The sequence below is a fragment of the Niveispirillum sp. FG156 genome, assembly GCF_057809555.1.
Genome location: NZ_JBMDKE010000047.1, coordinates 38998 through 54262, shown reverse-complemented (window position 1 = coordinate 54262; position 15265 = coordinate 38998). Strand labels below are relative to the sequence as shown.

Sequence of the window (15265 nt, the reverse complement as noted above, 5' to 3'; positions counted from 1 at the left end):
CCCGCGGCGGCGGTCGCCGCCGGAGCTGTTTCCGGTCAACCGAAAACAGCTCTAATCCGCGCTACACCCTCACCCCTTAACCTGCTTCACCCACGCATCCACCTGCGCCTCCAGCACCGTCAGCGGCAGGCCGCCGGAGCCCAGGATGACGTCGTGGAAGCCCTTGATGTCGAACTTGTCGCCAAGGGCCGTCTTGGCCTTTTCGCGCAGGTCGAGGATTTTCAGCTGGCCTAGCTTATAGGCACAGGCCTGGCCGGGTAGCACGATGTAGCGGTCGATCTCGATGGTGACCGCTTCCTCGCTCATGCCCGTGGTGTCGCGCATATAGGTGATGGCCTGTTCACGGGTCCAGCGCTTGGCATGGATGCCGGTATCCACGACCAGACGGACGGAGCGGAACAGTTCGGCCTGTAACCGGCCCAGGTCGCCGTAAGGGTCGTTCTCATACATCCCCATTTCCACGGCCAGCCGCTCTGCATAAAGCGCCCAGCCCTCGGCATAGGAGGTGAAGGGATAGACCTTGCGGAAGGTGGGTACATCCTCAATCGTCTGGGCCAGGGCTAGCTGGAAATGATGGCCGGGCACGGCCTCGTGATAGACCAGGGTCGGCAGGCTGAACTTCGGCGCGCGCGCCTTTTCGCCCAGGTTGATATAGAAGATGCCAGGGCGGGAGCCGTCCAGCGCCGGCGGGTTGTAGTAGCCGCCGGGGGAGGTTTCCTCGGCATATTCCGGCACGGCCTGGATATCGACCGGCTGCTTGGGCAGCTTGTTGAACCATTGCGGGGCCTTGGCCATGACCGTGTCGGTCATGCGCTTCAGATCGGCCAGTTCCTGCTCATAGCTTTCGCGACCGGGCGCATACTTCTGGGCAGGGTCCTGTTCCAGGGCGCGCACACGCTCGCCCACGGTGCCCTCTGTCCGGCCAAGCTTTTGCAGCAGCGTGTCCATTTCGGCGGTGATGCGGGCCACTTCCGACAGGCCGATATCGTGGATCGCTTCCGGTTCGGTATCGACCGTGGTGTTGGCCCGCAGCGCCAGCTTGTAATAGCGCGCGCCGTCCGGCAGGCGCCAGACGCCGGCATCCGACGTGGCCTTGGGCCGGATTTCCTCGCGCAGCAGCTTGCCCAGCGCCTGATAGGCCGGATAGACATCCTTTTCCACGGCGGTGGTGGCGGCGGCGATCAGGCGGGTGCGGTCTGCTTCCGGGACGCCGGCCTTTTCCAGGCGCGTCTTGAAGGTGGTGATCAGCGGATTGTCGGCGACCGGGTCCTTGGTGAAACTGTCGATCACCACCAAGCTTTTATCGACCACGAAATCGGGCGGCACCACACCGGCCTTGGCCTGATTGCGCACGGAGTCCGCCAGTTGCCCGAACTTGGTGGAGACGGCATGCAGGCGGCTGATATAGCGCTCTGCCGATTTCACATCCTTGACCACATGCGCGTTGGTCAGGAATTGCGGCAGGCTGACAGGGGCGGAGAATAGCTGGTCAACGGGATAGAGGCCGCCGCCCGGCACCACCCAGGGGAAATCCAGCTGCGCCAGATTAGTGGAATAGAATTCCAGCATCACCTGCTGCGAGATGGCCTGCTGCCCGGTCAGGCCGGCATAGCCTTTGATCTCCGCAATATAGCGGGTCATGTCCCGGCGGGCCTTTTCCAGGTCCTCCGGCTTGATCTCGTCCAGCTTGCCGGAATGGAAATCCAGGAAGGTGCCGTCGATCATGCCCAGCTGGGTCAGCGTCTCCGGACTGTCCAGAACCTGAAGGATGGTCTGACGCTCAATGGTCGGGTGGATGGGCAGCGGGCCCCACAGCCCGTAACCAACGGCCACAGCGGCCAGACCAACGACACCCCCCACGGTGCCCAGCAGGATCTTTTTCAGCTTCACTGTTGTAACCCCCTCTGTTGACGCCGCCCTGTCGTCCGTAGGCATGGCGGTCGCAGGCGACGAGGCTACATCCTGGTTAATTTTCGCGCCAGGGGAGGGATGAGGGGGCGGGGCACCATTCGTCGGCTTGATAAGGGAACCAAGTTTGCCAAACGCGCCGGTTCACGGCACTCTGCCGCCCTTCTTGATCCGGCATGGCAGGGGATGGGTGCGGCATGGGCGTGGCGATGGGCAGCATCGATCTGGCGGTGGAGCCGGATTTCCGCCTGGGCCCCTGGCTGGTGCGCCCCTCGCTGGGCATGGCGTCGCGCGATCGCGCGGTGGTGAAGCTGGAACCCCGCGTCCTGCAAACCCTGATCGTGCTGGTCCGGGCCGAGGGGCGGACGGTGTCGCGCGCCGAACTGATGCGCACGGCCTGGGGGCTGGAGGTCGGGGATGACGCCATTGGCCGCTGTATCGGGCGGCTGCGCGCCGTCCTGGCCATCGATGGGGTGATTGGATTCGAAACCATCCCCAAGATCGGCTACCGCCTGAATGTGGCGGGGCAGGGGGCGGAAACGGTGGAGGAGGAGCCGGCGGCGGTCGCTGCGGTCCCCGCACACGCCCGGCGGTCCAGGCCCTATCTCTGGGCCGGTTTGTCCCTGCTGCTGACCCTGTCCATTGCGGGCACCGCTCTGCTGCTGACCCGCGCGGATGATGCGCCGCCCGTGGCGCAGGTCACCCCCGTCACCACCGATCCGGGGCAGGAGGTGCAGCCGGCGATCAGTCCGGGCGGCGGCCAGATCGCCTATGCGTCCGACCGCGCCGGCCAGGGATTTGATATCTGGGTGCAGTCGCTGTCGGGCGGCACGCCCGTCCGCCTGACCGATGATCCGGCCCATGATCTGTCGCCTGCATGGTCGCCCGATGGCGGGCGCATCGCCTTTGTCCGGGTCCCGGCATCGGGTCCGTGTCAGCTGTTTGTGCGGCCTGTTCCGTCGGGGCCGGAGCGGCTGGTGGCCAGTTGCACGATTTTTCGGGAGGTGAAACCCACCTGGGCCGATGCTGACCATCTGGTCTTCGCCGACAAGGCCAGCGCTGCCGAACCCGCCCGCCTCTGGTCCGTTGCTCTGTCCGGGGCCGATGCCGGCACGCCGGTGCCGCTGACCAGTCCGCCTGCCGGCATCAATGGCGATGGTGATCCGGCGGTGTCGCCCGATGGCCGGCGTTTGGCCTTCATGCGCCACCGGGCCGTTGGTGTGTCGGATGTCATCGTGCGCGATCTGGCCACCGGCGAAGAGCGGCAGGTCACGGATGACGGGCGAAAGCTGCACGGGCTGGAATGGTCGGGCGACGGGCGCTGGCTTTACACATCCTCCAGCCGGGCCGGCGATTTCGGCCTGTGGCGGGTCGATCCCGAGGGCAAGGCCCAGCCCCTGCGCATCGCCCCCGGCCTGAACCAGCTGGGCCGCATCGGGGCCGGTGGCGACCGGGTGGCGGCAGAGGTGCGGACCAACCGCTCCACCCTGCTGCGTCTGCTGCCGGATGGCGGGACCGACCCCGTGGTGCCGCCCAGCAACCGTCTGGACTGGGACCCCGATGTCAGCCGCCAGGGGGCCGTGGCCTTCGCGTCCGACCGGTCCGGCATGTTCGAGATCTGGGTGGCCGATCCCGGACAGGCCCCGTCCCCCGTGACACAGTTGCTTGGCCCCTTCACCCAGTCCCCCCGTTGGGCACCCGACGGGCGGCGGCTGGCGCTGGTCTCGGTGGTCGATGGTTTGCCCGGCCTGTTCATCCTGGATCGCGGGTCGGGCCGGTTGCGCCGTGTGGCCGCCGATCCGGGGGCGGAGGATCGGGCACCCGCCTGGTCGCGCGACGGGCAGCGGCTGTATTTCGCATCCAACCGGCTGGAGGGCTGGCGCATCTGGATCACCCGCCCGCCCTATGAACAGGCCATGCCGATCAGTGAGGCCGGGTGGCGCGTGGCCAAGGAAAGTGCCGATGGCCGCTGGCTCTACATGGTGCGCGACGGGGAGGATGGGCTGTGGCGGCAACCCGCCGATGGCGGGCAGGTGGAAAAGGTGGCCGACCTGCCCAGCGCCTATGACAATGAAAGCTGGGTGGCGGGGCCGGACGGCGTCTATCTGATCGACCGGCCCGGCAATGGGCAGGCGCGCATCATGCTACTGCCCGCCGATGGCGGCCCGCTGCGCGCCGTGGCCGACCTTCCCGACGCGCTCTACAAATCCTCCCTGGCCCTGGACCCGCAGGGGCGCCTGATCATCGGCAAATATCTGGGCACCCTGGTCGATATTGTCGATGTGCGGATGGTAGAGCGCTGATCGGCACAATATCGGCGTTCCATCGGGATGCTGTCGGACCATCGGACTTCCCGGTTTGCCTGGCTTTCGCCACCTTCCATCCCGACCCGCCGGGCCTGCCGGCGATGATGTGACCGGGTGGTTGGAATGCGATATGAGATCGATGTGAATGGGCAGCGGCAAGGCGTGGACGCCCCCGCCGACATGCCGCTGCTATGGGTGCTGCGCGACCTGCTGGGCCTGACGGGGACGAAATACGGGTGCGGTGTGGCGGCATGCGGCGCCTGTACAATCCTGCTGGACGGACAGGCGGTCCGCTCCTGTCAGTTTCCCATGGAGCAATATGCGGGACAGAGGGTGGCGACGGTGGAGGGGCTGTCGCCCGACCGCACCCACCTGCTGCAACAGGCCTGGATCGCCGAACAGGTGCCGCAATGCGGCTATTGCCAGTCCGGCATGCTGATGGCCGCCGACGCCCTGCTGCGCGAAACCCCGCGCCCAACCAATGCGCAGATCGACGCCGCCATGACCAACCTGTGCCGCTGCGGCACCCTGCCCCGCGTGCGCCGCGCCATCCGCCGCGCCGCTGGCATGGCACCGGCCTGAGACGGGGGAGGAGACCATGGCTGTTTCACTTTCGCGCCGCGCGCTGCTTTCCGCCACCGGGGCCGGTCTGACCCTGGGGCTTATGCCGTTCAGCATCGTGGCCGTCGCCGCCCCCGGACAGGGGGCAACCGTCAACAATTGGCTGCATGTCGGCACGGACGGAGTCATCACCCTGTTCTCCAACGCCCAGGAAATGGGCCAGGGCGGGTTCAGCGGCGTGGCGCAGTTGCTGGCCAATGAGCTTTGCGTGGAATGGGACAGGGTTTCGGTGAAGACCGCCCCCCTGATCGACGCCATGGGCATGGCCGATGGCAAAAGCCATTGGACGGGCGGCAGTTCGTCGATCCGCAGCCAGTGGGACAAGCTGCGCCGTGCCGGTGCCGCCGCGCGGGAGATGCTGGTGATGGCCGGTGCCCGCATGCTGGGCGTGCCGGCGGCTGAATGCCGGGCGGTTGCGGGTCATGTCGAACATCGGCCCAGCGGGCGCCGCGTCGCCTATGGTGCCGTGGCCGACATGGCGGCGCGCCTGCCGGTTCCCGCCGATCCCGCGCCCCTGTCGCGTGCCGACTGGACCCTGATGGGGCAGGGGGTGATGCGCAAGGATATTGCCGCCAAGGTGGATGGCAGTGCCGTCTATGCCACGGATGTGAGGCTGCCGGGCCTGCTGTCCGCCACCTTGATGCAATGCCCGGTCTTCGGGGGAACGCTGGTCAGTGTCGATCCCGCTCCGGCCATGGCCATTCCCGGTGTGCGTCATGTGGTGGTGATGAAGGATACCGCCATCCCCATTCCCGGCTCCGACCGGCCCCTGCGTCTGGTCGATGCGGTGGCGGTGGTGGCCGAGCATTGGTGGGCGGCGCGCCAGGGGCTGCTGGCCCTGTCCCCGGTCTGGGATGCCCACGGCAAGGATAATCTCGACACTGACACCATGATCGGCACGATCACGGGCAAGCTGTCCGACCCCGGTAGCATCCGCAAGGGAGAGAAGGAGGATGAGGCCGCGATCCGTGCCGGCCACGATGCCGCCATGGCGGGGGCGGCCAGGGTGCTCTCCTGGGACTATGTCGTGCCGGCCCTGGCCCATGCCCAGATGGAGCCGATGTCGGCCACCATCGACCTCAGCCCCGGTAAGGCGCGGGCCTGGACGGGGAGCCAGTTCCCCACTTCCGTCCGCCGCATCCTGGCGGGCCTGTCCGGCATGGCGGAGGACAAGGTGGAGGTGGAAACGCTGCTGTCCGGCGGCGGCTTTGGCCGGCGCTATCTGAATGACTATGTCGGCTATGCCGCCTTCCTGTCGAAGCAGGTGGCGGCCCCGGTAAAGCTGATCTTTTCGCGGGAGGAGGATCTGTGCCAGGGCCGCTACCGTCCCGCCACGGCCTGCCGCATCACCGCCGGTGTGGGAGCCGATGGGTTGCCGGTCGCCGTTCGCACCCATACGGTCCCGGCGTCCGGTAATGTCTGGGTTTCCATGGCGACGGGCGGGCCGGCACAGCCCGACCATCAACCCAGCTATTCCCTGCCATCCCCCCTGACGACGATGACGGACGGCGGCCTGCCTGTGCCCAATGGTCCCTGGCGCGCGCCGGGCAGCACGCAGGGCGCCTTCTTCTTCGAATGTTTCGTGGATGAACTGGCGCAGGCCGCCGGGCGGGACCCGCTCACCTATCGTCGCCGGCTGCTAGCCAGCAATCCCCGCGCGCTGCGTGTGTTGGATGCTGCCGCCCATGCCGCCGGCTGGGGCCGGCCCCTTCCACCGGGGAGCGGCTTGGGCATCGCCATCTGGAACAGTTTTCAGTCGATTGCAGCGCAGGTGGTGCAGGTGTCGGTCACCGGCACCCGCGTGCGGGTGGACAAGGTCTGGTGCGCCTTCGACTGCGGCACAATCGTCAATCCCGACAGCGTGCGGGCGCAGGGCGAAGGGTCCATCCTGATGGCCCTGTCGGCCAGTCTGGCGGAGAAGGTGACCCTGGAGAAAGGGGCGGTCAGCAGCCGCAATTTCGATCAGTACCACCTGATCCAGATGGATCGCATCCCGCAGATTGAGGTGATCCTGATCGACAGCCCGGACGCACCCGTGGGCGGGGCGGGGGAGCCGATGACCCCACCTCTGCCGCCTGCCCTGGTCAACGCCCTGTTCGCGGCAACCGGCAAGCGGGTGCGCTCACTCCCCCTCACCGACCACGGCTTCACGGTGAGTTGAGGTTCGGTATCCGCACCATTCGTAGCGCGGATTAGCGAAGCGTAATCCGCGGAGAACCCCAGGCGGTGGACCGCGGATTACGCTGACGCTAATCCGCGCTACGAATACCGGTTGATCCAACCCCGCTTGCGCCGCCCCGCCGCCAGGGGGTACACCGGCTGTTGCAACAGCGACGGATGACACCATGCGGCAGGGGGGCGAAGGTCGGGGCTGGGTGCCTGTGCCGGTGCATATGGTGGGGGTGCATCTGGGCCTGTCCTTCTGGCATTACGCCGCGGGCATGGTGGCGCTGGGCCTGCTGGTCTTTCCGGTGGCTTGGGCTGCTGGCGGCATCTCCGAAACCGTCAGCCTGTCGCTGGGCTGGATGGAGGGTGATCCGGCCATCCGCCGCATCACCAATCTGCTGGCGCTGGCTGCCATCATCCTGCTGCTGACCGCCGTGCTGAACATGCAGGGCCGCTCACTGATGAGCGTGGTGGCCCCCGAACAGCATCTGGACCTGGGCATGATGGCCCGGTCGGCCGCCACCTATGCCCTGGCCTTCACGCCCGTGATCATCATGGCGGTGATGAGTGGTCAGTTGGGCCTGGGCGATTGGCGGGCGGCCCTGGCGCTGCTGCCCATGATGCTGGTGCTGGTGGCGTTGCAGGCCACGGCGGAAGAGATGGTGTGCCGGGGCTATCTGGCGCAGGGTTTCCAGGTCCTGTTTGGCCATGCGCTGCTGGCGGCATTGCCGGTGGCTGTCATTTTCCTGTCGCTGCATGACACGGGCGGTTTTGATACCGGCTGGGACCGCAAGATCAATATCCTGACGATCAGCCTGGCACTGTCCTGGCTGACCACGCGGGCCGGGCGGCTGGAGCCCGCCATGGGCGTGCATTTCGCCCATAACATTATCGTCTTCACCCTGGCCGCCCGCCCCGACCATGGATTGCCTGCGGTCAGCGGCTTCCAGGAAGATTTCCGCGACAGCAGTTTCGACATCAATGCCGTGCTGGCCCAGATGCTGATCTATGGCGCCGTCTGCGCCAATTACTGGTTCATCGGCCTGCGCACCGGCTTTGTCGCGGGCCACGCACAGGGGCAGCCGGAATGACGGGTGAAGAGACGCCGGTCCACATGGCAGGCGTGGCGACGGGGCAGTCGCGTGGGGCCTATCTGTTCGGCACCGTTGTGATTGTCGTGCTGATGCTGCTGGCGGGCATCGCCATCTTCATGATGGTGACGGGGCTGGCGCGCGTGCTGCCGGGCACTCCCTACTTGCAGACCTATGGGCTGCTGACCATCAACTCCATCGCCATCCCGGTTATGGCCCTGGTGCTGCATTGGCTGCACCGGCTGCGCCTGTCCGACCTGATCGCGCCGGGGCGGCGGCTGGATTGGGGGATGATGGGGCGGGCGGCCCTGATCTTCGCGCTGCCCATGCTGGTGCAGGTGGGGATCGGGTTATGGGCCGGCGAATTGCGCCTGTCGCAGACCAGTCTGATGACCTTCCTGATGCTGGCGCCCCTGTCCATTCTGCTGTTCGGTCTGCAGGCCTCGGCGGAAGAGCTGCTGTTCCGGGGCTATCTGGCGCAGGGCGCGCAATTGCTGTTTCGCCATGCTGTGCCCGCCTCGTTGTTGACGGCTGTGCTGTTCACGCTGGTGCATGAAGGGTCGGACGCGCAGGCCGTATGGGCCATGCGGGCGGAGATTTTCTGCATGGCCCTGTTCTTGTCCTGGATCACCACCCGCTTCGGTCGGCTGGAGGCCGCGATGGGCGTGCATATCATCAATAATGTGCTGTTTTCCTTCTTCGTGGGCGGTGCCGATCTGTCCTTCCCCGACCTGACCACGCGTGTGGACCTCGACCCGCCCGACCTGTCGGGCTGGGCCGACTGGGGCGAGTTCGCCCTTTATCAGGCGGTGCATGTCGGGTTCTTCTGGCTGGCCGGGATCAGGACCGGCTTTATCGAGAAGGGCTGGATCAGCCGCCGCGCCGCGTAAGGTTGGACCCCAGTGCGGCCAGACAGATCAGGATGATGGCCGCCATCGCCGACAGCGATAAGACCTCACCCAGCAAGAACAGGCCGACAACGGCGGACAAGGCCGGCTCCATGGCCATCATGATGCCGAACAGCGCCGTGGAGACCCGGCGCAACGCCACGAATTCCAATGCATAGGGCAGCAGGGTGGACAGCATCGCCACCGCCACCACCTTGGCCATCATCTCCGGGCTGGACAGGTAGGGGGCGGAGACGGGAAGGCCGACCGGGGCCGTGAACAGGGTGGCGAACAACAGCGCCAGGGCCAGCCCCGTCATGCCCGGTATCTGTCGCCCCGCATGCCGCGACATCAGGATATAGGCGGCCCAGCCCACGGCGGTGACGATGGCGAAGAACAGACCCAGCGGGTCCAGCCGTTCCGCCCCCGCCAGCGGCGTCAGCAGCAGCACACCCGCCAGCGCCAGCAGCGGCCAGAGATAATCCACCACCCGCCGGGCACCGACCATGGCAACGGCCAGCGGCCCCAGAAACTCGATCGCCACCGCCACACCCAGCGGCAGCCGCGCCAGCGCCAGATAGAAGCACGCGTTCATGGCCGCCAGCGATGCGCCAAGTGCCGCCGCCGCCCGCCATTGCGCGCCCGTCAGATTGCGCAAGGAAGGCCGGACGATGGCCAGCATGATGGCGGCGGAGATGGCGTTGCGCAGAAAGGCCAGCGCCAGAATGTCATGCCCTTGCGCCACATCCTTGGCCAGCCCACCCCCCAGCGGCGGCATGGAGACGGACAGGACCAGCAGCAGCGGCGCCAGCAAGGTCAGGCGGTCGGCGCGCGCGGGGTGCGCCGCCTTGTTCATGGCAGCAGCCCCAGCCCCATGTCCCAGAACCCGGCTTCCAGCCGGCTGGCGGCATCGAAGCTGCGGGTCAGGTCGTTGAACCGGGCTTCACCGCCGCGCGTTGCCGACAGCCGGTCCAGCAGGGCCACCTGTGCCGCCGCTACGGCCCGATATTCAGGGTCGGCATACATGGCGATCCAGTCGCCATAGGGATTGCCGTCCAGCTTTGTCGCCGGATCGGTCAGCAGGTTGGCCGCAATCTCGGCATAGCCGATGATGCAGGGGGTCAGCGCCACATGCAGGTCCAGCAGATCACCGGCCAGCCCGCGTTCCAGCACGAAGCGCGTATAGGCCAGCGTGCCCTGCGCCTCGGGTGCGGCCTGCATTGCCGCCTCATCCAGGCCCCAGCCCGCGCAATATTTGACGTGCAGCCCCATTTCAAGATCCAGGATCGCCGCCATGGACCGCGCCGCCGCCCGCATATCGGCCAGATTGTCGGCCTTGAAGGCGGCCAGCGCATAGGCACGGGCGAAATGGATCAGGAACAGGTAATCCTGGATCAGGTAATGCCGGAAGCAGGCTTCCGGCAGGGTGCCATCGCCCATGCCCGCCACGAACGGGTGGCGGACATAGCGGTCCCAGGCGGGGCGCGTGGCCCCGCGCAGCCGGTCGAACAGGCCGCCCGGCGTGGCAATGTCCGGCAGGGTCTGACGGATCAGCGCCATGACGTGTCTATCTTACTTGGCGCCCGGCAGCTTGACCGTCAGCCCGTCCAGTTCCGGGGTGATGCGGATCTGGCAGCCCAGGCGGGAGGTCTTGGTCAGGCCGAAGGCCAGATCCAGCATATCCTCTTCATCTTCCTGCGCGTCGGGCAGCAGGTCGTACCATTCCGGTGCGACCACGACATGGCAGGTGGAACAGGCCAGCGAGCCTTCGCACGCGCCTTCCAGGTCGATATCGTGGCGGCGGGCCACTTCCAGGATCGACAGGCCCAGGGGGGCATCCACCTCGCGGCGGGTGCCGTCGGTTTCAATGAACACCATCTTCGGCATGACGCCAGAACTCCTAACAAACGTGCCGCTTCTATGATGCGGCGGATGGTAGAGCGGATTAGACGTAAGCCGTAATCCGCGGGACAAGATTAACGGGGTCTCCGCGGATTACGGCTTGCGCCTAATCCGCGCTACGCAAGCGCCCAACTGTTCAGCCGCCGTCAGCCGGCGGCACTTCGGCTTAGTGCGTGCCGCCGTTAACCGGCGGCACCGTGGCAATGCTTGAACTTCTTGCCGCTGCCGCAGGGGCAGGGGGCGTTGCGCGGGGTGTTCACCCAGGCTTCGCCATCGGTCAGGTCGGTTTCCTGCGCCACCGGCAAGGCGGCGGCACCCATGCCGAAATTCGGGATGGAAGCGCGGCGCACCATGCCCTCGGGCAGGGGGGCATCGGCGGGCGGCTGGCCGCCGAAGGCCGGGTCCATGCGGGTTTCCTGGCCGAATTCCGGCATCGGCATGGGCATCGGCTCCGGCTCGTTGACGCGGACCTGGATCAGCATCAGCATCTGGGTCACCTGCTCACGCAGGTTATCCAGCAGGCCGGAGAACAGCTCGAACGCTTCCTTCTTGTACTCGTTCAGCGGATCACGCTGCGCATAGGCGCGCAGATTGATGCCTTGGCGCAGATGGTCGAGCGAGAGCAGATGATCCTTCCAGACCTGATCCAGGATCTGGAGCAGCAGGCTCTTCTCGATATTGCGCAACAGTTCGGCGCCATAGGCGGCTTCCTTTTCCGCCATCTTGTCGTCGGCGAACTTCAGCAGACGCTCGCTGATCTCCTCATCCGCGATGCCTTCCTCCTTGGCCCATTCCCGGACCGGCAGGTCGGCACCCAGCAGGCGCAGGCATTCCTCGTGCAGCAGGTTGACGTTCCACTGCTCGGCATAGGCATTTTCCGGGATGGCGCGGCGCACCATGTCGGTGATCACTTCATGGCGCATGGACACCACCATCTCCTGGATGTCCTCGGCCTCCATGATCTCTTTGCGCTGCTCATAAATGACCTTGCGCTGGTCATTCATGACATTGTCGTATTTCAGCAGGTTCTTGCGGATTTCGAAGTTATGGGCTTCGACGCGCTGCTGCGCCTTTTCCAGGGCCTTGTTGATCCAGGGATGGATGATCGCTTCACCCTCCTGTAGGCCCAGCTTCTGGAGCATGCCGTCCAGACGCTGGCTGCCGAAGATGCGCATCAGATCGTCATCCAGCGACAGGAAGAACTTGGACGCACCCGGATCGCCCTGACGGCCCGAACGGCCACGCAGCTGGTTGTCGATACGGCGGCTCTCATGGCGCTCGGTACCAACCACATACAGGCCGCCGGCCTTCAGCACGACATCCTTGGCCGCCGCGATCTCGTCGCGGATGGTCTGGATGCGGCGGTCGCGCTCCTCACCCTCCGGCACGTCGGCCAGTTCGAACTCCACCCGCATCTCAAAATTGCCGCCCAGCTGGATATCGGTGCCGCGACCGGCCATGTTGGTGGCAATCGTTACGGCACCGGGACGACCCGCCTGCGAAACGATATAGGCTTCCTGCTCGTGATAGCGGGCGTTCAGCACATTATGCGGAATGCCCCGCTTCTTCAGCAATGCAGCCAGGGTTTCTGATTTCTCAATCGAAACGGTACCAACCAGCATGGGCTGCTGCCGCGCGCGGCATTCCTCGACCAGCTTGACGATGGCCTCGTACTTCTCCGCCGCAGAGCGGTAGACCTCGTCGTCATTATCCGTGCGGGCCACGGGCAGGTTGGTGGGGATGTCCACCACCTCCAGACCATAAATCTCCGCAAACTCGGCGGCTTCGGTCATGGCAGTACCGGTCATGCCCGACAGCTTCGGATACAGGCGGAAATAATTCTGGAACGTGATGCTGGCCAGCGTCTGGTTCTCGCGCTGGATCGACACGCCTTCCTTGGCTTCCAGCGCCTGATGCAGGCCTTCGGAATAGCGGCGGCCTTCCATCATGCGGCCCGTGAACTCGTCGATGATGATGACCTTGTCATCCTTGACGATGTAATCCACGTCGCGCGTGAAAAGCTGGTGGGCCTTCAGCGCCTGGTTCATGTGATGGACCAGGGAGATATTATGGATGTCGTACAGGTCGCCGGTCTTCAGCAGTTCCATGTCCTTCAGGATCTGGGCCACCTTCTCGGTGCCCGACTCGGTCATGGAGACGGCCTTGGCCTTCTCGTCCTTTTCGAAATCGCCCTCGCCGATATGCGCCATCACCTTATTGATGGCGATATAGAGTTCGGAACCGTCGGTTGACGGGCCGGAGATGATCAGCGGCGTGCGAGCCTCATCCACCAGGATGCTATCCACCTCGTCGACGATGGCGTAATTGAAGGGCCGCTGCACCATGTCGGTCAGGCGGTACTTCATATTGTCGCGCAGATAATCGAAGCCGAATTCGTTGTTGGTGCCATAGGTGATGTCGCAGGCATAGGCGGCGCGGCGTTCCTCGTCATCCAGCCCATGCACGATGACGCCCGTCGTCAGGCCCAGGAAGCTGTATAGCTTGCCCATATGCGTGGCGTCGCGGCGGGCCAGATAGTCGTTCACGGTGACGACATGCACGCCCTTGCCCTGCAGCGCGTTCAGATAGACAGCCAGGGTGCCGACCAGGGTCTTGCCTTCGCCCGTGCGCATTTCGGCGATCTTGCCAGAATGCAGCACCATGCCGCCGATCATCTGTACGTCGAAATGCCGCATGCCCATGACGCGCTTGGACGCTTCGCGCACGGTCGCAAAGGCATCGGACAGGATGGCGTCCAGCGTCTCGCCCTTTTCCAGCCGGTCGCGCAGCCAGTCGGTGCGCATCTGCAGCTCGGCGTCGGACAGGCCGGACAGCTTCGGCTCCAACGCGTTGATGGCTTCCACCCGCTTGCGCAGACCCTTGACCACCCGCTCATTGGCGCTGCCGAACAGCTTGCGGGCGATGGAACCGAACATAGAGGCACTCCAGAAAAGGAACAGGCGCGAAGGACACCGGACATGACGATATCCCGGTTACGGCCGGTCGGGCCGCCGGGAAGGCTGTTTGTACCGGAACAGGCCTCGCCCATTCCAGCGCCCGTCACAGATAAGACCGCGCATCGCATCGGTCAATGCGGCAATGCCACATCAACGCGCCTTTCCGGGGCGTTGCAGCCATGAAATGGCCACGCGGATGGGTTCTGTACTGGCCTTAAGGCCATGTGCGTGGCCCCTTGCCTGCCCATGGCCTGTCATGCTTTATGCCGGTGCGGTCTGCTGGGGATGTTCCTGCCGACCGACCAGATTGTTTGCAGGGAACCCCCACAGATGTCGTTCAAGACCATGCGTGCCGCTCTGGTTGTCGCCGCCCTCGGGTCGGTCGCCGCCGTTGCCCTTTCTCCGGCCATGGCCCAGGACGCGGCCAAGCCCGCAGCACCCGCCGCCAAGCCCGCCGCCGCTGGTTCCACCCTGGCTGACGACCCGGTCGTCGCCCGCGCCAACGGCAAGGAATTCAAGCGTTCCGACGTGATCGCCCTGTTGCAGCAGCTGGACCCGCAGGTACAGCAGATGCCCCTGCAGATGATCTATCCGCAGCTGGTCGATCAGCTGATCCAGGCCCAGCTGGTGACCGAGGCCGGTTACAAGGCCAAGTTGCAGGACAGCGCCGACGTCAAGAAGCGCCTGAAGCAGGCCGAGGAGCAGTTCGTCCAGCAGGCCTGGCTGAAGGCCGAGATCGACAAGAAGATGAGCCCTGAGAAGATCAAGGCCGCCTACGACAAGTGGATCAAGGAAAACCCGCCGCAGGACGAAGTGCGCGCCAGCCACATTCTGGTGAAGACCAAGGAAGAGGCCGACGCTATCATCAAGCAGCTGAAGGGCGGCGCCGACTTTGCCAAGCTGGCGGCGGAGAAGGGCACCGACGGGACCAAGGACCGTGGCGGCGACCTGGATTATTTCACCAAGGACCGCATGGTGCCCGAGTTTGCCAACGCCGCTTTCGCCATGAAGGTTGGTGACGTGAGCACCACCCCGGTGCAGAGCGAATTCGGCTTCCATGTCATCAAGCTGACCGACAAGCGCAAGCAGGTCCCCCCGACGCTGGACCAGGCCACGCCGCAGCTGCGCCAGATGGTGGCCCAGGAGATCGCCGAGGACGTGGTGAAGGGTCTGGAGAAGACCGCCAAGGTTGAGAAGTTCAACATTGACGGTTCGCCCATGCCCGCCGCCCCGGCTGCCCCGGCGCCGCAGAAGAAGTAAGCAGGGATCAGACCCAGCCCTAAGGAAAGGGCCGCCGGGGCAACCCGGCGGCCCTTTGCCGTTCCAGTGCCGGGTTTGACCTACGACCTTGGTAGATGCGGCGGAAATGCACAGCGGGTCATCCTTCCGCAAACTTCATTTCGCACGTGCACTCGGCTAGGATCGCG

At 65.5% G+C, this 15265-nt stretch carries 11 protein-coding genes; 6 read left to right on the top strand and 5 right to left on the bottom strand.

Translation table 11 applies throughout. The features are described 5' to 3' along the window. Positions 1-69 precede the first annotated feature (69 nt). The gene (locus tag ACODSP_RS24055) at positions 70-1890 is read right to left on the bottom strand and encodes a DUF885 domain-containing protein (protein WP_488968066.1); all 1821 of its coding nucleotides are present in this window, start codon (positions 1888-1890) and stop codon (positions 70-72) included. A 215-nt stretch (positions 1891-2105) separates the two neighbouring features. Here ACODSP_RS24055 and ACODSP_RS24050 point away from each other — a divergent pair, with 215 nt between their 5' ends. The 5 genes from ACODSP_RS24050 to ACODSP_RS24030 all read left to right on the top strand — a co-directional run bounded on the left by ACODSP_RS24050 (position 2106) and on the right by ACODSP_RS24030 (position 8982). Next, the gene (locus ACODSP_RS24050; protein WP_488968065.1) at positions 2106-4211 is read left to right on the top strand and encodes a winged helix-turn-helix domain-containing protein; all 2106 of its coding nucleotides are present in this window, start codon (positions 2106-2108) and stop codon (positions 4209-4211) included. 126 nt (positions 4212-4337) lie between these two features. Then, a complete protein-coding gene (locus ACODSP_RS24045; RefSeq protein WP_488968064.1) occupies positions 4338-4796 on the top strand; it encodes a (2Fe-2S)-binding protein in 459 nt (152 codons plus the stop codon). 16 nt (positions 4797-4812) lie between these two features. Next, a complete protein-coding gene (locus ACODSP_RS24040) occupies positions 4813-6996 on the top strand; it encodes a xanthine dehydrogenase family protein molybdopterin-binding subunit (RefSeq protein ID WP_488968063.1) in 2184 nt (727 codons plus the stop codon). A 184-nt stretch (positions 6997-7180) separates the two neighbouring features. Next, positions 7181-8092 carry a CPBP family intramembrane glutamic endopeptidase gene (locus tag ACODSP_RS24035; RefSeq protein WP_488968062.1) on the top strand — a complete coding sequence of 304 codons (912 nt, stop codon included), beginning with the start codon at positions 7181-7183 and terminating at the stop codon, positions 8090-8092. After that, complete coding sequence (locus ACODSP_RS24030) at positions 8089-8982, top strand: CPBP family intramembrane glutamic endopeptidase (RefSeq protein WP_488968061.1); 894 nt, start codon at positions 8089-8091, stop codon at positions 8980-8982. The genes ACODSP_RS24035 and ACODSP_RS24030 overlap by 4 nt, the downstream gene beginning before the upstream one ends. On the opposite strand, the gene ACODSP_RS24025 is transcribed toward ACODSP_RS24030, so the two are convergent. From ACODSP_RS24025 to secA, 4 genes are all read right to left on the bottom strand, one after another. Continuing rightward, complete coding sequence (locus ACODSP_RS24025) at positions 8963-9835, bottom strand: EamA family transporter (protein WP_488968060.1); 873 nt, start codon at positions 9833-9835, stop codon at positions 8963-8965. The two genes, ACODSP_RS24030 and ACODSP_RS24025, sit on opposite strands and share 20 nt — an antisense overlap. Continuing rightward, positions 9832-10539, bottom strand: coding sequence for a thiaminase II (gene tenA, locus ACODSP_RS24020; protein ID WP_488968059.1), 708 nt, complete (start codon positions 10537-10539; stop codon positions 9832-9834). The genes ACODSP_RS24025 and tenA overlap by 4 nt, the downstream gene beginning before the upstream one ends. A 12-nt stretch (positions 10540-10551) precedes the next feature. Then, on the bottom strand, positions 10552-10866 hold the full coding sequence (locus tag ACODSP_RS24015) for a ferredoxin family 2Fe-2S iron-sulfur cluster binding protein (protein WP_054169451.1): 315 nt from the start codon (positions 10864-10866) through the stop codon (positions 10552-10554). 197 nt (positions 10867-11063) lie between these two features. Beyond that, a complete protein-coding gene (gene secA, locus ACODSP_RS24010) occupies positions 11064-13817 on the bottom strand; it encodes a preprotein translocase subunit SecA (RefSeq protein WP_488968058.1) in 2754 nt (917 codons plus the stop codon). Positions 13818-14168: 351 nt separating this feature from the next. Here secA and ACODSP_RS24005 point away from each other — a divergent pair, with 351 nt between their 5' ends. Further along, positions 14169-15098: a peptidylprolyl isomerase gene (locus tag ACODSP_RS24005; RefSeq protein WP_488968057.1), complete on the top strand. Its 930-nt coding sequence runs from the start codon at positions 14169-14171 to the stop codon at positions 15096-15098. Positions 15099-15265: the final 167 nt, after the last annotated feature.